At 39.2% G+C, this 22115-nt stretch carries 22 protein-coding genes; 21 read left to right on the plus strand and 1 reads right to left on the minus strand.

Translation table 11 applies throughout. The annotated features are described in order from the left end of the window. Positions 1-27: 27 nt before the first annotated feature. A complete protein-coding gene (locus B9Y69_RS07045) occupies positions 28-993 on the minus strand; it encodes a PhoH family protein (RefSeq protein ID WP_085472313.1) in 966 nt (321 codons plus the stop codon). Positions 994-1319: 326 nt separating this feature from the next. Between B9Y69_RS07045 and B9Y69_RS07050 the strand changes: the two genes are divergently transcribed. The 21 genes from B9Y69_RS07050 (at position 1320) to B9Y69_RS07150 (ending at position 22109) form a co-directional block, all read left to right on the plus strand. Continuing rightward, the gene (locus tag B9Y69_RS07050) at positions 1320-2105 is read left to right on the plus strand and encodes an SAM hydrolase/SAM-dependent halogenase family protein (protein ID WP_085472314.1); all 786 of its coding nucleotides are present in this window, start codon (positions 1320-1322) and stop codon (positions 2103-2105) included. 101 nt (positions 2106-2206) lie between these two features. Beyond that, positions 2207-2755 carry a hypothetical protein gene (locus B9Y69_RS07055; protein WP_144036522.1) on the plus strand — a complete coding sequence of 183 codons (549 nt, stop codon included), beginning with the start codon at positions 2207-2209 and terminating at the stop codon, positions 2753-2755. Positions 2756-2812: 57 nt separating this feature from the next. Further along, positions 2813-4648: an ABC transporter ATP-binding protein gene (locus B9Y69_RS07060; RefSeq protein WP_085472316.1), complete on the plus strand. Its 1836-nt coding sequence runs from the start codon at positions 2813-2815 to the stop codon at positions 4646-4648. Between the two features lie 152 nt (positions 4649-4800). Further along, a complete protein-coding gene (locus tag B9Y69_RS07065; RefSeq protein WP_085472317.1) occupies positions 4801-5175 on the plus strand; it encodes a hypothetical protein in 375 nt (124 codons plus the stop codon). Positions 5176-5262: 87 nt separating this feature from the next. Further along, entirely contained in the window at positions 5263-5922 is a 660-nt protein-coding gene (locus B9Y69_RS07070; RefSeq protein WP_085472318.1) for a heme exporter protein CcmB, read from the plus strand. Between the two features lie 17 nt (positions 5923-5939). Continuing rightward, complete coding sequence (gene ccsA, locus B9Y69_RS07075; protein ID WP_085472319.1) at positions 5940-6605, plus strand: cytochrome c biogenesis protein; 666 nt, start codon at positions 5940-5942, stop codon at positions 6603-6605. A gap of 16 nt (positions 6606-6621) precedes the next feature. Continuing rightward, on the plus strand, positions 6622-6819 hold the full coding sequence (locus B9Y69_RS07080) for a CcmD family protein (RefSeq protein WP_085472320.1): 198 nt from the start codon (positions 6622-6624) through the stop codon (positions 6817-6819). A gap of 40 nt (positions 6820-6859) precedes the next feature. After that, on the plus strand, positions 6860-7843 hold the full coding sequence (locus B9Y69_RS07085; protein ID WP_085472321.1) for a DUF6427 family protein: 984 nt from the start codon (positions 6860-6862) through the stop codon (positions 7841-7843). Positions 7844-8043: 200 nt separating this feature from the next. Beyond that, on the plus strand, positions 8044-9366 hold the full coding sequence (locus B9Y69_RS07090; protein ID WP_085472322.1) for a BamG family beta-barrel-assembly machinery protein: 1323 nt from the start codon (positions 8044-8046) through the stop codon (positions 9364-9366). Positions 9367-9371: 5 nt separating this feature from the next. Next, on the plus strand, positions 9372-9977 hold the full coding sequence (gene lptC / locus B9Y69_RS07095; RefSeq protein ID WP_085472323.1) for an LPS export ABC transporter periplasmic protein LptC: 606 nt from the start codon (positions 9372-9374) through the stop codon (positions 9975-9977). 234 nt (positions 9978-10211) lie between these two features. Next, positions 10212-12320: a peptidylprolyl isomerase gene (locus B9Y69_RS07100; protein WP_085472324.1), complete on the plus strand. Its 2109-nt coding sequence runs from the start codon at positions 10212-10214 to the stop codon at positions 12318-12320. Positions 12321-12378: 58 nt separating this feature from the next. Beyond that, on the plus strand, positions 12379-12894 hold the full coding sequence (locus B9Y69_RS07105; protein ID WP_085472325.1) for a DUF2480 family protein: 516 nt from the start codon (positions 12379-12381) through the stop codon (positions 12892-12894). Between the two features lie 31 nt (positions 12895-12925). Further along, positions 12926-13717 (plus strand): DUF3108 domain-containing protein, encoded by a 792-nt coding sequence (locus B9Y69_RS07110; RefSeq protein WP_085472326.1) that lies wholly within the window; start codon positions 12926-12928, stop codon positions 13715-13717. 28 nt (positions 13718-13745) lie between these two features. Continuing rightward, positions 13746-14309 (plus strand): DUF3109 family protein, encoded by a 564-nt coding sequence (locus B9Y69_RS07115; RefSeq protein ID WP_085472327.1) that lies wholly within the window; start codon positions 13746-13748, stop codon positions 14307-14309. 74 nt (positions 14310-14383) lie between these two features. Beyond that, positions 14384-15355, plus strand: a complete 972-nt coding sequence (locus tag B9Y69_RS07120; protein WP_085472328.1) for a polyprenyl synthetase family protein — start codon at positions 14384-14386, stop codon at positions 15353-15355. A gap of 9 nt (positions 15356-15364) precedes the next feature. Further along, positions 15365-16417 carry a TerC/Alx family metal homeostasis membrane protein gene (locus B9Y69_RS07125; protein ID WP_085472329.1) on the plus strand — a complete coding sequence of 351 codons (1053 nt, stop codon included), beginning with the start codon at positions 15365-15367 and terminating at the stop codon, positions 16415-16417. 157 nt (positions 16418-16574) lie between these two features. After that, a complete protein-coding gene (locus B9Y69_RS07130) occupies positions 16575-17759 on the plus strand; it encodes a C1 family peptidase (RefSeq protein ID WP_085472330.1) in 1185 nt (394 codons plus the stop codon). Between the two features lie 198 nt (positions 17760-17957). Then, positions 17958-18422 carry a MarR family winged helix-turn-helix transcriptional regulator gene (locus B9Y69_RS07135; protein ID WP_085472331.1) on the plus strand — a complete coding sequence of 155 codons (465 nt, stop codon included), beginning with the start codon at positions 17958-17960 and terminating at the stop codon, positions 18420-18422. Between the two features lie 232 nt (positions 18423-18654). After that, positions 18655-19920 carry a site-specific integrase gene (locus B9Y69_RS07140; protein ID WP_034727288.1) on the plus strand — a complete coding sequence of 422 codons (1266 nt, stop codon included), beginning with the start codon at positions 18655-18657 and terminating at the stop codon, positions 19918-19920. 122 nt (positions 19921-20042) lie between these two features. Further along, a complete protein-coding gene (locus B9Y69_RS07145; RefSeq protein ID WP_131401731.1) occupies positions 20043-21056 on the plus strand; it encodes a hypothetical protein in 1014 nt (337 codons plus the stop codon). Positions 21057-21731: 675 nt separating this feature from the next. Beyond that, positions 21732-22109, plus strand: a complete 378-nt coding sequence (locus B9Y69_RS07150) for a single-stranded DNA-binding protein (RefSeq protein ID WP_034727283.1) — start codon at positions 21732-21734, stop codon at positions 22107-22109. The last annotated feature ends 6 nt before the right edge of the window (positions 22110-22115 follow it).

Genomic DNA, 22115 nt, shown 5'->3' on the forward strand with positions numbered 1-22115 from the left:
GTGCAAGTGCACCAAATTATTAAAATTCTAAATATCGCCGTATGCTTCCAGTATACGTTTCACCAACTTATGACGAACGACATCAGCCCCACTTAAGTGCACGATCTCGATCCCTTCAATATTATCCAATAGCTTGACCGATGTGGCCAATCCTGATTGGCTTTTCTTCGGTAAGTCAATCTGTGTTAAATCTCCCGTTACAATAAACTTCGCAGAAGGTCCCATACGCGTCAAGAACATCTTCAGCTGCATGTCCGTCGCATTTTGTGCCTCATCCAATATCACGAAACAATTATCCAACGTACGTCCACGCATAAAAGCCAGCGGCGCAATCTCAATCACGCGACGCTCAATATAATCTTTCAGCTTATCTGCTGGAATCATATCGTCCAACGCATCATACAAAGGACGTAGATACGGATCAACCTTCTCCTTTAGATCGCCTGGCAGGAACCCCAGATTCTCTCCAGCTTCCACCGCAGGACGGGTCAATATGATCCGCTTTATTTCTTTATTACGGAGCGCACGAACAGCTAGGGCAACTGCAGTGTAGGTCTTACCTGTTCCCGCTGGACCGATGGCAAAAAGGATATCGTTTTTTGCGATACTATCCACCATCTTGCGTTGATTTGGCGTTCTTGCACGAACAATCAAACCATTCGGACCATACACAATCGGCTCTCCCTTGAAGACTTGCGCCTCTCCTCCCTCTTTACGTTCCTCTGGGCGATCTGCTCGTATAGGAAGCCCTATCAGCTCTTCCAATTCGATGGAGCTCAAGGACTGAAATTGCTCAACATGATTTAAAACCCCTTGAAAAACCGACTGGAACCGACCTTGTTCAGATTGCTCACCCAACACCTTAAGCTCATTGCCACGTGCCACCAAACGAAGTTTCGGAAACCCTTTTTTTATAAGCTCAAAATTCTCATTCTGCGCTCCCCATAATGTCACCAAATTGGTGGCATCCAGATTTATTAATACTTCGTTCAAATTGCTGTCTATTTAATTTCTGAAATAAATATAATGGTTTTTTACAGGAACTACAGCATAATATTTCTCAACCTTTTATTAACTTTTTGTTTTGCAACACCTTAGAAGCTATAAAACAGAGCTTTCCACAAATGGGATGTAACTATCACCTACAAAAACACATAAATTGACAGTATTAAATAGACTTTGTGTATTCTTTTGTTACTTTTGTCCACTCTTTTGATGGCCACTGTATATGCATTCGTTTTTTGCACAATTCCAGCTTTTTTTTGGACAGTTCGGCTCTTAAATATTTTAACTTTTAGTATCTTTAGAGGGTACACACTATGGGAGTAATTACGCTAACAACAGATTTAGGACATCGTGACTTTTATCAAGCAGCACTGAAGGGCAGCATCATTTCGCAGCTCCCGGATGTCCGTTTGATTGATATTACCCATGAGATTCCTTCATTTGATATTCAGCGTGCTGCTGTCGTTCTTCGTAATGTATACCACTACTTTCCAAAGGGAACCGTACATCTGATCGGAATTGACACCGTCTTTCAAGAAGGCTCACGTTATGCCATGATGAAGTTTGACAATCATTTCTTTGTAGGCGCGGACAACGGCATATTCAGCATTATCTTGGGCGAGAAGAAAGCACAGGAACTATTTGAAATTGACATTATGCAGGATCTCCGCTACCTCCACTTCCCGTTGGCAGACATCCTGAGCAAAGCTGCTTGCCATATTGCCAACGGCGGAAAACTCAAGGAAATTGGGCAACCGATAGAAAAGCCGCTGAAGAAGGTTATGGTACAACCTCTAATAGACAGCAATACAATAAAAGGTCATGTATCTTATATTGATTCTTTTGGAAATGTTATCAGTAACATCAGTAAAGAGTTGTTCAATGAGGTTCAAAAGGGTCGTAGTTTCCGTTTACACTTTAAACGTAATGAAACCATCAATACCTTGAGTTGGCATTACAACGAAGTTCCTGAAGGAGAAAAGTTATGTCTTTTCGGCATTAGTAATTTCCTAGAGATTGCCATTAACAAAGGTCACGCCAGCCGCTTGCTGGGGTTACAACAAGATGAAATTATCATGGTCGAATTTCTCGATTCATAGGTATTCTCCCCTTCCTTTTTCGCGCAATTAATCCTTATCCGTTTGGCTTAGTCAAACTGGATATGAATCCACTTGAATTACATTGGACTAGAAAAACAAAAATGTACAAACTTCTTATCCTATTTGTCACCTCGTGTTGTCTTTACTTAGCCGGCACAGGCCATGCACATGCTAATATAACAGCAGATTCCATCTCTTTTGAGGACCAAAGAGCCCGCATCAATGAATTATTGGACGCGCGGAGCAAACGATTTGGGGATTTCGATGAGAGCCTACTCAAAAAGACCGGTATATTTGGAATCTTTAAGACAACGGCCGATATGCAACGATCGATTGATATTCTGAAAGAGATTGTTATCACCGACAATAATATCTTTATTGAAACGAAGAAACTAATCGACATCAAGGATTATCAAAGTGAACGCAATGCAGCACTCGCTAAAGAATATGATGATCAAGTAACCGCCTACATGAAAACGGTCTCTAAGCTCCAGCAGGAAAATGATAAGTTGCGGACAGAAATTGAATCGTTAGATACCAGCGAACAGCAAAGCAATATGGCTTTATATCTCGCGGTAGGCATTATTTTATCGCTATTATTTGTTATTTATCAACGTTTTAGCAAAAAACGACTAAAAAAAGTGACTTAACAGTGATAAGCACACATAAATAATACTGTACTTTTGCTACTTATAAGAAAGTAATTAATGGCGAGAGCGAGATTGAATAGTGGGAATACACAATCGGACGATTTACCCAAACCAAAGTTAAACAAAGAACTCATTAAGAAGGCTTTAAAGATTTTTTCTTACCTACGACCCTTCCGTACGAAGTTCGTGGTAGGGATGATTTTTTTAACCCTTTCGAGTTTAACGATGCTAACCTTTCCGGCGCTCTTGGGCGCGATGATCGATGCAGCACAGGGCAGACAAACATACACCTGGTTACCCGCCAACGTGTGGTACATAGGTGGTATCTCCATGATTATTCTGCTTTTTCAATCCATCGTTTCCTTTGGTCGAATCCGTTTGTTTGTAGAGATTGCAGAAAAAGCACTAGCCAATATCCGCAAAGACACGTACCATAAACTAATTACTCTTCCCATAGAGTTCTTCGCGAACCGCAGAGTAGGTGAGCTCAACAGTCGCTTATCGGCCGATTTGACACAGATCCAAGACACCCTAACGACAACATTAGCCGAAGTACTTCGTCAAATGATCAGCCTGGGCCTCGGCGTGTGTCTGCTCGTATTCGTTTCGCCAAAACTCGCGTTAATGAATCTTTCGATATTACCCATCATTATCGTCACAGCTATTATCTTCGGTCGCTTTATTCGGAACCTTTCGCGCCAAGCGCAAGATCAGCTAGCCGAATCAAATAGCATCGTCCAAGAAACATTGCTTGGTATAAGCAATGTGAAAGCCTTCGTGAATGAATATTATGAAACGAACAGGTACTCCCGCAAACTGGACAGTGTGGTAGCCCTTGCGGTTAAAGGCGCAACCTACCGGGGTATCTTTGCTTCCTTTATTATCTTCTGTATTTTTGGGGCTGTCATCGTTGTGATTTGGTATGGCGCTTCCCTCGTTGCTGCCCATGAAATCTCTGTCGGAAACCTAACAACATATATTCTGTACTCCATGTTTGTTGCGGGGTCCATGGGAAGTCTCCCTGAGCTTTATGCGAATATTCAACGTTCCTTAGGCGCCAGTGAGCGCGTTCTTGAAATATTGGACGAAGAAAAAGAGGCCATTGAAATCGCTCCTGACAATAAAGAGATTCAACAGCATATCAATGGTTCGCTCACCTTTCAGGAGGTTGCCTTCGCATACCCTTCTCGCCCAGATTCGCTCATTCTCAAAGAAATATCCTTTCATGTCGAATCAGGCAAGAAACTTGCTCTTGTTGGTCCCAGTGGGACGGGAAAATCAACGATTGCTTCGCTTATTCTTCAGTTTTACAAACCGACCAGAGGTGCAATCCTTTACGATGGTAAACCGAGTGAATCATACAGCCTCACCGACATTCGAAATCAAGTAGCTATTGTTCCACAGGATGTTCTGCTCTTTGGCGGAACCATTCGCGAAAATATTGGCTACGGTCACTTAGGGGCGGATGCGGAAGATATTATTAACGCCGCAAAACGCGCTAATGCGCATGATTTTATTATGGGATTTCCGGAAGGCTATGACACGATGGTTGGCGAACGTGGGGTTAAGCTTTCAGGCGGACAGCGTCAACGTGTAGCTATCGCCCGCGCCTTATTGAAAGACCCGGCTATATTGATTCTAGACGAAGCTACCTCGGCACTGGATTCAGAATCCGAACGCTTGGTACAACTGGCACTCGAAGAGTTAATGAAAGACCGGACCTCCATCATCATCGCCCATAGACTCAGTACAATAAAAGATGCCGACTACATCGTCGTTGTTGAAAATGGAACCGTATCGGAGATAGGAACCCATGCTGAACTAATGGCCAAACGAAGCGGCCTGTACCATCACCTCTACGCCATACAGTCTGCCGAAGAGCTTGTTCGTTAATTTCTGTTAAATCCATTGCTGTTCAAAACTTTTGTGCACCATTTTTGTTCGTGTATTATGGGCTGTTAGCAGAAGAGGCTTTTCTCAAAGCCACTTACTTCCTACTACAGTTTCAGAATAATGTTTATTAAACATAAAAAAGTATACATATCATGGAAAAGAAAAATGGATTACTAGCATTTGCGCTACTCGGGCTAGCCGCGGGTGCTGCGGCTTATTATTTGCTAGCAACAGAGGATGGCAAACGACAAATGGACAAAGCGAATAAAAGTGTAAAAGGGTTATCGAAGTCGCTTAAAGAGCTTTCGGAGAAAGAAAGTAAAAAAGCAGCTAAACTTGCACGTGAAGCCAAGAGAGATTTGCATGAATTAACAGAAAAAGCCAAAGAAGCGGGTAAGCACGCTTTCGAGGTAGCGTCGGAAAAAGCCAGTCAATGGGTAAATAAAGCATCCGATGCAGCCAAAGATGCTGCTTCAAAAGCACATGATGCGATTGATGACGCCAAATCTGAAATCAAAAAAGCATAACCGTAGAAAAACGACGCGTATATTATTCTACTTATTTTCGGGAGTTTTCCAGACATCCAAACTGAAGTATTACTATCTTTGCGGTGCATGAACTTACTCCAACAAGTAAAAGTTTTAGTATACAAGGATTTAATCCTCGAATGGCGTGCTAAGTACGCTATCAACGGTATTTTACTATATGTGGTGTCCACAGTCTTTGTTTGCTATCAAGCTTTCAAGTCTGTGGACGCTCCTATTTGGAATGCTTTGTTCTGGATTATCCTTCTCTTTGCCAGCATAAATGCAATCAGTCGTTCTTTCGTGCAAGAAAGCACCTACAGGCAGCTCTACTATTATACCATTGTAAGCCCGAAAGCCGTCATTCTCGGAAAGATCGTCTACAATAGCATCTTGATGGTTTTTCTCTCACTGATTGCTTTCACCTTTTATGCTGTCGTATTTAAAAACCCGATTGGCGACCCGTTGTTATATCTTCTCGCGGTACTAATCGGCAGTTTCAGTTTCGCTACAGTCTTTACCATGGTATCAGGTATTAGTGCCAAAACAGGAAACAATAGCACCATGATGGCCATTCTGAGCTTCCCGGTAATCATCCCTTTGTTGATCGTGCTAATTAAACTTTCCAACAATGCCATGCAGGGGTTGGATCGCGCTATTTCGACCAACGAAATATTGGTTCTTTTGGCAATTAATGTAATTACGATTACAATTTCTTTGTTGTTATTTCCTTACCTTTGGCGTGATTAATTCTATAATTTTCAACGATGAGAAAATCTTGGTGGAAAATATTAGGGCTACTGATGATAGCGACAGCTATTATAGGCGGTTTATTAGGCCCTGTTCCCGTCCTACCTATCTTGCATGAAACCATCCGGAATGTGTACTTTCACGTGCCGATGTGGTTTACGATGTTAACATTGTATCTAATATCTGTTATCTATAGCATTAAATACCTAAATTCAGGTAAAGTAGAACATGATCTTATGGCTGTAGAGGCCGTAAACACAGGGATTGTATTCTGTGCAATGGGTTTACTGACCGGTATGTTATGGGCAAATATTACATGGGGTGAACCGTGGCCTAACGATCCAAAATTAAATGGTTCAGCCATCGCCACATTGATGTATTTGGCCTATCTCGTACTACGCAATGCCCTAGAAGAAGAACAAAAAAGAGCGAAAATATCTGCTATATACAATATTTTTGCCTTTCCAGTCATGGTTGTTTTATTGTACATTCTACCGAAGCTGACAGACTCTTTGCATCCAGGTAGCGGAGGTAATGGCACCTTTGGGGACCTCGACATGAACAACAATATGCGCCCTGTCTTTTATACCGCTGTGATCGGTTGGATATTAGTAGGCACTTGGATTTGTACTTTACGGTACCGAGTTCGATTGATCGAAAACAAAAGAAATCAAATTGATTAGTTTAAAATAGTTAAAGATGAAAAATAAACTCGCTTTATTTCTAATGTTGCTTATCAGTGCAAGCACGTATGCACAAGGCGAAATTGATATGGCAACGGGATTACGTAGCTCAGGAAAAATTTACGTTGTAGTTTTGGTACTACTGACAATCTTTGCCGTTCTTGGAATTTACCTTTTCACATTAGATAGACGTATTAAAAAATTAGAAAAATAATATCTGCTATGCTGATATTAACACCTTAAAAGAGTACACCATGATTATAGCCCAACATCGGAAATTTACACCGTTCAACATCCTGTTTGTTTCCATCATGGGGCTTATTCTGTGCTTAGGTATTTTTCTTCATTTACCCCCGAAGATTGTCCCTGTATTTTTAGAACCGGCGGTCAACAACCTGATCGGGTTAAAAATTGGCGATAATCTCACACCGGCGCAGAACGTATTTACAACACTAGCGCTCACATTATTGCAGGCATTCTTCCTGAACAGTATCATCAATCATTTCAACTTTCTGGGCAAACCAAATTTTACGGTAGCTCTATTGTACATGACATTGGTGAGCCTATTCCCTCCCTTTTTAGTTTTATCGCCTCCGTTAATCTGTAATTTCATTACTATCTGGATGCTTGGAAAGCTGTTTAACATCTACAAACTTTCTGATGTGAAAGGCTTAATGTTTGACTTGGGTCTTATTGTGGCTATAGGTAGTCTCATTTACTTTCCATTTATCGTGATGATGCTCCTTCTATGGATTAGCTTGGTTATTTTTCGCCCTTTTAATTGGCGCGAATGGATTACTCCCTTATTGGGCTTTATCACCATTTATTTTCTTCTCGGCGTTATCTACCTTTGGATCGATAGAATAGCCGAGTTTTATCTTATTTTTAAGCCTTTAGGGTACTTCTTCCCCACTGAACTAGGACTTAATTTGTACGACTACCTGGTAACCGCTCCAATATTTGTCGCACTCCTATTTTTCCTCTATGTACTGAAGGATCATTTTTTCAAAAGTGTGGTTCATCTCCGTAAATCTTTCCAATTACTGTTCTTTATGATCCTCCTTACCATAGGATCCTTTTACTTGAACAGTCATATTACCATTAACCACTTTCTATTGTGTGCCCCGCCTGTCGCTATCTATTTAGCATTCTATTTTACCAATTCAAAATCGAAATGGGTCTACGAAGTCTTATATCTAATTATCATATTAACAATCATTTACTTTCAATTTATTTAACCACTTGAACAATAGATGATTAACCTTTTTTAACAATTTGAACTAAAGGAATAATTAAAAATTAGATAGTTTTGTATCAAATTTTGAAAAAGCAATCATTTTAGCAAAAGTCTCATTATTATACCTGACCTCTTAAAAAATACCTAAAGGTAAACAGCGGGACACGGTGGCAAGTAGCAAAATGTAACACCAATATATATATGCACATACTGTTTAAAGGAACGTTTTCCAAAATAGCGAGTCAGTTATTGCTAGGCTTGAGTTTGTTGAGTGTACAACAAGCATACGCTCAAAAGTCCACTTCTCATTCCCCTTACTCCCAATTTGGATTAGGGCAAATGCGGGAGGATCTTTTGCCACAAACGCGAGCAATGGGAGGTGTTTCAACCGGTGTAAGATACCTGAACGGATTGCCCACATTGAATCTATCTAATCCTGCATCCTATTCGGCAATGAATAGAACAATCATGGAAGCTGGTCTTTATGGGAACTTAACCCAGTTATCCAAAAACGAAAGCAGCGACAACACAGCCGATTTCGCGTTCAGTCATATTGCAATAGGAATTCCGTTAAACAAATTTGGTGGTCTTGCTTTTGGCTTACTTCCATTCTCTGATGTCGGATATTCAGCAACATCAACGCAATCTATTGATACCTTAAACTACAGAACCTTAATCGAAGGCCAAGGTGGTGTTAATAAAGCGTTCTTAGGGTACGGTGTTTCTCCAATCAAAGGATTGAGCATTGGTGCAAACGTAGGTTTCTTATTTGGTAACCTGTATGATATTACAAAAGTAGAATTCCCTAATGCATTAGGCGCCTACCAAACCCAACAAAAAACAACACGTAACATCCGAGGAGCGTCCTTCGATTACGGTGTGCAATATAGTAAGTCTCTCGGTCGCAAATACAACCTAACCGTAGGTTACTCTGGATCTTTAGACAACCAAATAACAGCGAAAACAAACCGCATGGTAACCATATCGGAACCTAGCTTTGAAGAAGATTATGAAGCTCCACCATTAGATACAACCAGTATTTATCAGGTTGGTAACAGAAAGCTTAATCTACCACTAAAACACAATTTTGGTGTAACCCTTTCTAAAGGATACAACTGGATGGTTGGTGCGGACTTCAAGTATGCCGATTGGAGTAAATATCAAGTTCGTGATGGCGAAAATAAGCTTGGAAAAAGTTATGGTTTCGCTGTCGGTGGACAGATCAAACCGGATCCTACATCTGTTAGGTACTTGAATCAAGTAGACTACAGACTTGGCTTCCGATATAATCAGACACCTGTCGTTTTCCGCAATCAACAGATTAACGATATGGCCGTAACAATCGGTTTAGGCTTACCGTTACCTGAATCAAACTTTGGCCGTACATTCTCGCAGGTTAATATATCCGCAGAATTTGGCCAGCAGGGAACTCTGAAAAACAATTTAGTACGGGAGCGGTATATTAATATAAACCTTGGATTTACGATTAACGATTCGTGGTTTATCCGTCGTAGCTTAGATTAAAACGTATGAAGCATCGTTTGTGCTCCAAAATAAAAACAAGTATGCCCCTCTCCGTCTTTTATGCGGTAGGGGCACTCTTATTTTTTTCCTGTGAGAATGACCTCAAAGAGGTAGACCGTATTGCAAACATTAAAGCAGAGGAGAACGTAAACATCTCCAAGCACGTCAACGTAATATACAGCGACTCTGCTGTTGTTAAGGCAGAGCTTACGGGCCCCGAGCTGCGGGAGTATCCTGACAGCACGGGTAAATTTGAATTTAGAAAGGGAGTTCTGGTACGCTTTTTTGATGTCAACGGAAAGGAAGCGCAGCGCATAAAATCAGATTATGCCGTGCAACGTAATAATGAAGGCATCACCGAATTTCGAAAAAATGTCGTCGTTAATATGGCGGATGGTTCTATTATCAAAACCGAGGAGCTTTTCTTTGACGAAAAGAAAAAAATATATTACAACACCGTGCCTATCACCTTTGACTTCAAAGACGAACGTGGTAGTTTACAGGCGACTTCCTTTATCTCCGATACAGACTTTAAGAAAATTGACGGACAGAATATGAGTGGTTATTATATCCCATCTTCCCAAAATCAATTTCCAATGTTTGGCAATTAAACAATGCAAAACCATTATTCATAAATTAAGTTTTTATCACGGCACATTTTTTACACTTTTTTTTCATAAAAGTTGTATCTTGCGCCTTGTTTTTAATAGAGGTCTATTAACGCACTAAAAACCTTATGATTAGCTGGTCGCCAACAAATCAAACGGAGGTATTGAATCGCTCCAATTAACCTTGAAAAAGAACAAAAATATTAAGCATTTAAAAATAAACACAGTATACAGACTATGGGATTAATGAGCTATTTGCGAAACCGAGCTGGGTTAGTAGTAACCATCATTGGTTTAGCAATTGTTGCGTTTTTGTTGGGAGACATCATCAATATGGGAACTCCTTTTTGGATGAAAAGTCAAAATCAAGTTGGTAATGTAAATGGCGAGTCTATCGACTATCAAGCCTTCAATGCACAGGTCGACCAAACAACGGCCATGTACCAACAACAAATGGGGGGCGCTGCTTCGCCACAAATCAGAAGCTATGCCGTACAACAGGTATGGAATCAATTTGTATCACAAGAGCTCTTAAAGCAAGAGATTGGTAAAATTGGACTTTCTGTTAGTAAAGACGAGTTAAATGCGCTAGTCAGTGGGAAAAACCCATCTCCGCAAATTATCCAAGCTTTTACAAACCCAGAAACGGGTATGTTTGACAGAAACCAGTTAACAACTTTCCTTTCTCAAATCTCTACTCAAGGTACGCCTGAAATGCGTCAGCAGTGGGAAACACTTTTGGAAAACATCAAAAATGAGCGTTTAAACCAAAAATACTCCAACTTGCTTAGCAGCAGTGTTTATGTAACAGCGCTTGAGGCTCAAGAAGAATATAACCAACGTAACAAACTGGCTAACTTCAAATACTTGATGTTAGACTACTCTACAGTGAAAGATTCTGAGATCAAATTGACAGATGCAGATTACAAAGCATACTACGATCAACATAAAAATGGTTTCAAAAACCCAGAAGAAAGTAGAACAATTGAGTACGTATTGTTTGATGCAAAACCAACGGCTAATGATAGCGCTGCAACGAAATCAACAATCGATCAGTTAAAAGCGCAGTTAATTGCTTCAACAAATGACTCTCTTTTTGTTGTTTCTAATTCGGACACGAAACATCCTTTCACGTATATCCGCAAAGGACAAGTTAGTCCGGCACTAGATTCTGTTATTTTCAATGCTGCCGTAGGTACCACTGTAGGTCCATTCCTTTCAAACGGAGCCTACGAAATCGCTAAAATTGCAGATGCTAAATTCAGCCCAGATTCAGTGAAAGCGGCACACATTCTTTTGAATGCAACAGCTGAAGGTGGTGTTGATAAAGCTAAGGTAAAAGCAGATTCAATTAAAGGTTTAATCCAAAAAGGAGAAAGTTTTGCTGCTCTTGCCGTTCAGTTTAGTACGGATCAAGGTAGTAAAGTAAATGGTGGTGACCTAGGTACTTTCGCTCGTGGACAAATGGTTCCTGAATTTGATGAAGCCGTATTCTCGGGTAAAGCAGGAGATGTTGTTGTAGTAAACAGCCGTTTTGGTACGCACATTATCAAAATCGAAAAACAAATTGGTAATTCTAAGATCGTTAAAGCGGCAATTGTTGACAAAGCGATTACGAGTGGAAAAGCAACAACAGATGCGGCTTATACAAAAGCAAACAATTTCTTTGCTGATGCTAATAGCAAAAATTTCACTGAAGTGGCAAGCAAACAAGGTGTAAGTTTACAGAAAGTGGACCGCGCTATTGCAATGGACAATAACTTCAATGGAACGGAAGTGCCACGTGACTTGGTTCGTTGGGCATTTGAGGCGAAGAAAGGTGATATCTCTGAAAAAGTTTTTGAAACAGATCACAACTTTATCGTAGCACGTGTTTCAGATATTCAACCTAAAGGACTATTATCTTTAGAAGCTGTAAAACCACATATTGAAGTTCAAGTAAGAAATGAAGTGAAAGCTAAAATGCTTACGGAGAAACTTAACAATGCCTTAGCTGGTGCTTCTACCATCGATCAAGCGGCACAAAAAATCGGAAAAGCAGCAATCAATGTTGAAAACATTGTATTAGCAAATCCAGTTTTACCAGGTGTAGCTCTAGAGCCTGCAGTAGTAGGAACAGCATTCGGTTTACAACCAAATAAAGTATCTAAATCTGTTAAAGGAGCACAAGGAGTTTATGCAGTACAAGTAGTTGGCTTTACAAACCCAGCTGAACTTGTAGCAAGTGATATGAACAATCAAAAGAAACAAATGCAAACTTCAAGAGCACAGCGTTCATGGAGTGCCATCTATCAAGCCTTACAAAGTAAAGCGGATATTGATGACAATCGCATTAAATTCTATTAAGATATATTCGTTAACTTTATAGCCGGACAATATTGTCCGGCTTTTTTTTTGACAGCACATGGATATCCAAGAAAATATTGTAAATAAGGTTGCACAGAGTGGGTTAATGACGATTGATCTGGCGGATTACGCACCAAAGGAAGATATTGTTATCTATGATATCAAGGACAACCTATTCCACGAACTGATCCTAAAAGAGAAAGATTTTCGCGAATTTATCAAAAACCATGATTGGGAGCAATACGCCGGAAAACATATCGCTATCATTTGTTCCACGGATGCTATCGTTCCAACATGGGCTTATATGTTATTGGCAAATAAGCTATCTCCCTTTGCGAAGACCGTACACTTTGGATCCGAGACAGAAGTACGAAGCACATTATTCCACGACGCACTGCGTGGGATCGACTATGCCCAGTACACCGATCAACGTGTTGTCGTTAAAGGGTGTGGCGATATCTATGTGCCTGAATCAGCATTTGTCCAATTTACAGTCGAATTGACAAAGGTGGCCAAGAGCATTATGTATGGTGAACCCTGCTCTACGGTACCGGTATTTAAACGTAAAGCCTAAACTATTGGCATCTTTATTGGTCGAATAAATTATGAGAAAACTCTACCTACTTATTTTCCTAGTCTTTAGTTCCCTATCTTGGGCGCAAGCGCAAACCCTGCCTTACCTTCCTGACCCTACATATAAGGAAGGAGAAAAGCTTACGTATAAGTTACGTTACGGCATTATCTCAGCAGCTACAGGGACACTACAAGTACAGAAATCTAAACTTCGTTTTAGTAACCCAAATGCATTTCACTTATCTGCTTTCGGACAAACTTCAGGTGCGTTTTCTGTTTTTTATACTGTAAAAAACCAATACGACTCTTACATTGATGCCGACAATTACCTGCCCTATCTGTATACGGAAGATATACATGAAGGCCGTTATACGCGTAAGGAGTATGCTACATTTGATCATAAGAATAAAAGTGTATCGGGTAGAAAAGGAACTTTTAAAAGTCCTACTTCCCAGTTTTTTGATTTACTATCGGCATACTACTTTTCAAGGAATTTAGATCTTTCTTCTTTGAAAAAAAACGACACCTTCAAGATCTCTTATTTTCTAAACGACGAGGTAGCACAACTGGGGGTAAAATATATAGGAGTTGAAAAAATAAAAACAACATTAGGTACAATTGAATGTATCAAATTAAGTCCCGAGATAACTCCAGGTCGAATATTCAAGAAAAACAGCCAGCTCTTCCTTTGGGTCACCAACGATGGCAACCGTATTCCGGTTAAAGCACAAGTGGAAATATTAATAGGTTCTATTACCATGGAACTTGTACAAGCAAGCGGTTTAAAGTATAAACTAGGCGAGCGTGTAAGCTATTCAAAATAAAATTATTCAAACACATTCAATAGAACAGATGATAGAAGTAGGACAAGTTTTGGTGCATGAGGACATTGTAAACAATGATTTTGTCTGTAACCTACAGAAATGCAAAGGTATTTGCTGTATCGAAGGTGATGCCGGAGCACCGTTAAACGAAAAAGAGACTGAAATTTTACGCGAAATATACCCCAAGGTGAAACCTTACATGACTGCCAAAGGGATTGAAGCAATCGAGCAACAAGGAACACATGTAATCGATGCGGATGGCGATCTAACGACCACCTGCGTAGATGGAAATAAAGAGTGTGCTTACGTTACATGGGAGAATGGAATTACAAAATGTGCGATCGAAAAGGCTTATGAATTAGGAGAAGTTGATTGGAAGAAACCCATCTCCTGCCACCTCTACCCTATCCGTACTACACATTATCCTTCTTTTGATGTATTACATTATGATCGTTGGCACATCTGTCACGATGCATGTACCTTTGGAAAAGAGCTGTCGGTACCGGTATATAAGTTTCTAAAAGATCCACTAATTCGCGAGTATGGTGAAGAATGGTATAAAGAATTGGAATTAGCAATCGAAGCATTATAATCTTTCGTAATCTATTGCGTATATTTATACGAATTTTTATACTGCCGGAGAGTATGGTTAATTAGCCATTTTACATGCTGAAATTAAAAGAAATACAAACCCCTATAGCAAAAGAACTGGATCTGTTTGAGACTCGATTTAAAGAGTCTATGCGTAGTTCTGTACCCTTATTAAATCGTATCACGCAATATCTGATCAAGCAAAAAGGAAAGCAGATGCGACCTATGTTTGTTTTCTTATCGGCAGGTCTTTGCGGCAATATCAACGACTCTACCTACCGTGGGGCTTCCTTAGTAGAACTTCTACATACCGCTTCACTCGTGCATGATGACGTGGTAGACAATGCAAATGAGCGTCGTGGTTTTTTCTCTATCAATGCATTATGGAAGAATAAAGTAGCGGTTCTCGTAGGAGATTTTCTGCTTTCTAAAGGGCTACTACTTTCGGTTGCGAGCAACGAACATGATTTATTACGCATTGTTTCGGAGGCCGTTGAAGAAATGAGCGAAGGAGAACTGCTCCAGATTGAAAAGGCACGTCGTCTTGATATTGAAGAGAGCGTATACTTCGAAATTATTAAGAAAAAAACAGCATCATTGATTGCTTCTTGCTGTGCATGTGGAGCTTCCTCCGCGGGTTCATCACCCGAACAGGTAAACCTGTTGCGCACCTTTGGCGAAAAAGTAGGGATTGCTTTCCAAATCAAAGATGATCTATTTGATTTTGGCACAGACGATATCGGAAAACCTGTAGGTAACGATATCAAGGAAAAGAAGATGACACTTCCTTTAATATATGCGTTAAAACATACCTCAACCAGCGAAAAGAGACGCATTATTAATCTGGTAAGAAACCACAGCGAAAACAAAGAAAAAGTGGCTGAGGTCATTTCATTTGTACGCAATAGTGGAGGCCTAGACTATGCGGAAAAGAAAATGTTCGCCTATCAACAGGAAGCTTTTGATATCCTGGCGACGTTTCCTGATAATGAATACCGCACAGGATTACAACAACTAGTCAGATTTACTACAGAAAGAAATAAATAAAATACCCACATGAGCCACGAGTTATTATTTTTTGGAGGATTTATCATTTTTATAGTCCTCATGTTAGCCATTGATCTAGGTTTGTTCTCCAAGAGCGATAAGCCTGTATCATTAAAAGCAGCGGCCATTATGAGTGCCATCTGGGTGCTTTTTGCATTGGCTTTTGGATTGGTATTGTATTTCTGGGGAAATGAGTTGCATAATGTGCATGATTTCGAAACCTTAAAACAGGTCGTAGCCAAACACTTACACAACATCAAGATCAACGAGAATGACCTAGCGGCGAGTATTCAAACGTACAACGCAAACCTTACCATTGAATACCTTACCGGTTACGTGGTAGAGTATGCCCTATCTGTCGATAATATCTTCGTTATGGTTTTGCTATTCTCCTCTTTTGGTATTCCAGAAAAATACTACCACAAAGTTTTAGTTTGGGGTATTATTGGGGCAATTCTTTTACGCTGTATCTTCATTTTCGTCGGTGCCGCCTTAATTGCCAAATTTGGTTGGATCCTTTATGTTTTTGGTGCCTTCTTAGTATACACCGGTATCAATATGTATATCACCAGAAACAAAGAAGAAGAAGTAGATCCACAAAATCACCCGGTGGTGAAGTTCGCTTCCAAGTATTTTAAGGTAACACCTCGACTAGATCAAGGGAAATTTTTCCACGTAGAAAATGGTGTTAAATATATGACGCCGCTATTCTTGGTTCTTTTGGTAATCGAATTTACTGACTTGATTTTCGCAGTCGACTCTATTCCTGCAATCTTCTCCGTAACAAAAGATCCATATATCGTATTCTTCTCGAATATCTTTGCGGTACTGGGTTTACGTTCGATGTTCTTCTTGTTAGTGAACATCATTCACAAGTTCCATTACTTAAAGGTTGGTTTAGCATTTCTATTAATCTTTATTGGTGCGAAAATGCTCTTACACGGACAACTCGAAGCAATTGGGTTTAAGACTATACACTCATTGATTATTATTATATCGATCTTAGTAATCAGTGTAATCGCTTCGCTTATGTTTCCAAAAAAAGAAGACCTTACGCAGTAGAGATCAATCCGACACAAGTCATTGCAACCAATATAATGACCATTAATAAAATATCTAGAAAAGGCCCGATTTTTCGGGCCTTTTCTGTGATAGCATTTTTACATTTAAAAATAGCTAAGCCTATTTTAAAAGTTTAAATTCGTAAAAAATTTATCAGATGAAGTGGAATAAATCAATATTTCTTGCAGCAGCCTTATTGACTGGTGTAGCACAAGTGCAGGCGCAAGACAATCTAATCAATGCCTTAAAAGGGAATGTTAGTGACAACAGTAAAGAAGGTTTCAAATTTACAGAGGTAATCAATCTAGGGAATACCTCGATCAAAGATCAAGGATCATCCGGTACCTGTTGGTCATATTCCGGAAACTCATTTTTGGAATCCGAGATGATTAGAATGGGGAAACAACCTGTTGAAATATCACAAATCTTCACCGCACGTAATACGTATATTGAAAAAGCAAAAAACTTCGTGCGTCTACACGGAGACCAAGCACAAGGTGATGGTGGACAGTTACACGATGTGTTGACCATCTTCCGTAAATATGGTGCAGTGCCTCAAGAAGCATACACCGGTTTACAAGCAGGCCAAACCAGAAACAACTTCGGTGAAATGGGACCTCTCTTACAAGGGATGACAGAAACAATTGCCAAAAGCAAAAAACCAAGTAATACTTGGTTAAAAGCATTTACAGCGGCGATGGATGCATACTTAGGTGAAGCACCAACATCGTTCCAATACCAAGGTAAAACATATACCCCACGCACATTTGCGGATCAAGTAGTAGGTATCAATCCTGACGATTATGTAGGTATCACCTCTTTCGAAGAACATGCGTACTACAAACCGTTTGTATTGTTAATTCAAGACAACTGGTCATTCGAAAGCTTTTACAATGTACAGATCAATGACTTGACAGATATCATCGACAATGCGTTGCAAAATGGCTATACCGTAGCATGGGCTACCGACGTATCAGAAAAAAGCTTCAGTTGGAAAAATGGTGTGGCTTTCGTTCCGGAAAAACCATTTGAGCAAATGACCAAAGAGGAACAAGATAATATGTTCAATGGCCCTAAGGCTGAACCGAAAATCACACCTGCTCAGCGTCAGGAAGCTTTCGACAACTACACGACAACGGACGATCACGGTATGCATATCGTAGGATTAGTGAAAGATCAAAATGGTAAAGAATACTATATCGTGAAAAACTCTTGGGGTGTATCCAATGATTACAAAGGATATATGTATGCAACGAAGGAATATGTACGTTACAAAACGATTTCTATTCTTTTACACAAGAAAGCATTAACGAAAAACTTACAAACCAAACTAGGTGTATAATAAAAAGAGGGGCTTATAAGCCCCTCTTTTTATTATACATAACGTCGCAGCTACATTTTTCAAATTGGTATTGACATAAAAAATATTTTTTTATACGTTTGTATAGCTGATTACATAATCAGTTATGTAATTAAAATTTAAAATCAACCTACACTAAAACCCAGAGAGATCGCAGTAGCGACCAACAAGATTAACGCCATGGATTATTTCAATAAAACCGGCAAAATGGCCCTAGGTAGCCGTTTGCGTTTATTAACGAGCAAAATGACGGATGATGCTGCAAAAATTTACGCGCTATACAACGTCGAGTTTGCCCCAAAGTGGTTCCCTGCCCTATTTATCCTTGCAGATGAAGGACCTAAAACAATAACAGAGATTGCCGAGTCTATTGGGCATTCCCAACCCTCGGTTACTAAAATAATCAAAGAAATGATTGCCGCAGGACTGGTTTTAGATAATCTCGAGTCAGCAGATAAGCGACAGAATATTGTCGGTCTCAGCGACCAAGGTCATGTGTTAGCACAGCATGTGATGCAGGAACAATCTCTCGATGTGGAAGCAGCAGTTGATGGCTTGATTCAAGAAGCGACATATAACCTATGGGAGGCTGTTGCAGAATGGGAGTTTTTATTAGAAAAAAAGATTAGTATAAAGCAAAAATAAGCAAAACGGTTAAAACCGTTTATATACAATGCTTTATAAAACAGTAGTCTTAGTTTGGAACTCGGTGTCTGATAGGTTTTGGTCTTAAAAATACAAAGATAGGTTACTAATTCGTTACCGATTAGCAAAGGTAATCAAAGATGTAACAGGTTATATTTCAGTGTTTTGCCCTATTTTTCATATTCCCTTGTAACTCAATACAATTTAATTTTAAACATTAAACATTTGAGTTATGGAGCAGACAAAAAAATCTACGTTCAAATTACTTTTCTACCTGAAAAAGAACGAGCCGAAAAAGAACGGTAATGCCCCGATTATGGCACGTATTACTATTGATGGAACACCTAAGACTTTAGGAACAAAGTTAGAGATCAATCCAAAGAATTGGGATTTAAAGTATGGAAGAGTTGAAGGTAAGAGTGCAAAAGCACTAGGTATTAACCAAAAATTGGATAATATAAGGGCACGTATCGATACCCTTTATGAAGATATGCTGAAACACGAGGGTTTTGTAACGGCACAAAAGCTGAAACTTGCATTTCTCGGTGTTGGTATTATGGAAGATTCCTTGCTGAAAGTATTTAAAAAGAACAATGATGATTTTGGGAAAATGGTAGTACAAGGAGAACGCTCCGAAAGTACCTACTACAAGTACAAAATTGTCTATAACCACGTTGCTGAATTTATCAAAAGCAGGTATCATCGTGATGACATGGCGTTCAGGGAATTGACGTGTGATTTTATCAGAGAGTTTGATTTCTTCCTTCGAATAGACAAAAAGTGCACACACAATACTGTTTGGGTATATACTATGCCACTCTATCGTGTTGCGGAAATAGCTGTCAAAAACGGTCTTATCAGGAAAAATCCTTTTGAAGATTATGAAATATCGATGAAGGAAAATGACCGTAGCTATTTACTTAAGGAAAACGTTGAATCCCTGTTATTACACAATCCTTCAAAACAAAATTATGAAATTGTAAAGGATCTTTTTGTATTCAGCTGTTTTACAGGACTATCTTACATAGATATTAAACAACTTAAAAGTACTAACATACAATCCTTTTTTGATGGTCACGATTGGATTATAAGCCGAAGACAGAAATCTGATGTTGCTTCTAATGTAAGGCTTATGGAAATACCCAAACGAATTATTGAAAAATATAAAGGTACCACCCGAAATGATTCTATTTTTCCTGTTCCTACAAACAAAATTTGTAACAGCCATATAGACAAACTAATTCAAGAATTAGGTATTGTTACAGAACAAAAAGTAACCTTTCACACCGCAAGACACACATTTGGAACAATGTTTTTGACTGAAGGCGTACCACTTGAAAGCCTTAGTAAAATGATGGGGCATAAAAATATTTCTACCACACAGATTTATGCTAAAATTACAAGCCAGAAAATAAGTAAAGATATGGATTTGGTATCGCATAAATTTGCTGGAATGGAAGCATCATTTGCAGAAATGGAGAAAGAAGTTCTCGTTTAGAATTATTGCTTACTAAACAAAGCAGGATGATTTCCTGCTTTGTTTGTTTCGAGAAGCTGGGTGCTTTTAATAAAATTCTTTTTTTTAAATTTACTTACAACAATTCTTTAAACAAAAAAACTATGTCTTTATGTAAACTGTGTCTTGAACGCGAAGCAAACAAAAAGAATACTCACTATCTTACTGATGCAATTATCCGCACCTGTCTTAACATAGAAGGTAGTAATGAACGCGAGAAAGGATTATATTTTGCTCTGGATAATACCAATCCATTTATAGACTTTAATTTCCAACGTCTTGATGAGCTGACCCTCGAGACTACAATTGGAAGAAAACCAACAGAGGAAGAAATTGAAAATGCGAAATCCATTCCATTTTCAGTGGATTACGTATTTTGTAGTGATTGCGAAAACCTGTTTACAGATATTGAAACACCATTTATTCAAAACATACTACCACACTTCCGACAAGCAGATCTTTCAGGTCTCAAAATAGTGAGCGAAGCTGATGTTGTTACAATTCGTAACTTCTTTCACATACAGTTGTACAGAAGTGCAGTCTGTGAAGATATTTTGGCGTTTTCACCTGAGTTTAAGGAGAAGTTACGTCACAGTATCCTCCAAAAAAATGGTGACACATCCATCCCCCTTTCGGTGACACATCTCCAAACTCTTGGAGGAAACGCGATATATACAGAAAACTACATTGGATTTACTGATGATAAAAACCCTTTTATTGTCTTCATGAATGATTTTGTTATACAGGTTTACGAGAATGAAGATGCAATAAAATTTCTACCTTTCCATGGACTAAATGAACAAGAAACTTTTGTCTCTGCTATAAACATCAACGAAGAATCTTTTGCTTTTAAAATATTTGACAATGCAGAAAGAAAGGTTTTTCTCAATACGGTAATCGTCAATGAAAAGGTTAAGAAAACAATACAATACTACCGAGATATGTTTGATATGTTCTGGAGAAAGCTATTTGGTGTCGACGCTCCGGTGCTACAAAAAGAAAGGTATATCCAGAGTCTTATCAATGGTGATGACAATAACTTAATTAAATACTCAAAACAGCAGGTTTTTGAATTTACCGTAGCTTATATGGCTAAACTTTTCAATGTCACCAAATAAATTGCATATAATATTATACAGATAGCCGAGGTAAATAATCCTCGGCTTTTTTTAGCCTATACTAATCTTCAAAGCACATTTATTCCTCCAGCGCCCATCCCATGCAATAAAAGAGCTTTGGCAGGATGAGTTAATAAACCATACTGAAAAACTCCTAATATATCCTCAATAAATATTTTTCAGTACCGTTTACGTGGCTTCCAAAAGCCACAATACTTTAAGATACTAAACTCCAAATTTATAAATTCTGCAAAATGTAATTGCAGGTTTTGTAATCACAAGGCCATTTACTCAATGCCTTTTTCACGTGCTTCCACATGATTTTTATTCAAGAACCGATATGCTGTTTTGTTCCATTTCAAGAGCAAAGGTATTTCCGTGTTCTTAACGCAGGAACAAGGTCGTGCCTTCCAGATTTGCAAAAAAATCTCCACCCATTCGGGTCGTATTTTTTTGACAAAACCTTGTTCCTGCTAAACACTAACCTTTTTATGCTCGTGAAACGAAACAAAGCATACTCCGGCTCTTTAGACGAATAAAAAAAATGTCAGAAATGAAAAAATACAGCATTGAAAATGGCAAAAGAGTGAAACGAAACTTCAGCACCTCCTCTCATTGCCGAATAAATCAAGGGAAAAATCAGAACAAAATTAATAACGCAAAAAAGTAGAAATCATGAACATTACAGGAAGACTGACAAGAGATGCGGAAGTACGCACAACGTCACAGGACAAACAAGTAGTAAATTTTTCAGTAGCGACCAACGACAGCTACCGTAACAAACAGGGCGAACGCATTGAGCAAACAACCTATTTCGACTGCTCCTATTGGATAACCCCGAATGTAGCCAAGCTACTTACAAAAGGCACTTTGGTAGAACTATCGGGACGAGTAAGTACCAGAGCGTGGACAGGTAATGACGGAGAGCCAAGAGCAGGTCTGAATTTCCATACCTCACAAATCAAATTGCACGGAGGTAGCAAAAAAAAGGAAACGGTACTAACTACCACAGGCACAAACAATAACACGACAGAAGACGACCTCCCATTTTAACAACGA

It is taken from the genome of Sphingobacterium psychroaquaticum (genome assembly GCF_900177625.1).
Classification (GTDB): Bacteria; Bacteroidota; Bacteroidia; order Sphingobacteriales; family Sphingobacteriaceae; genus Sphingobacterium; species Sphingobacterium psychroaquaticum.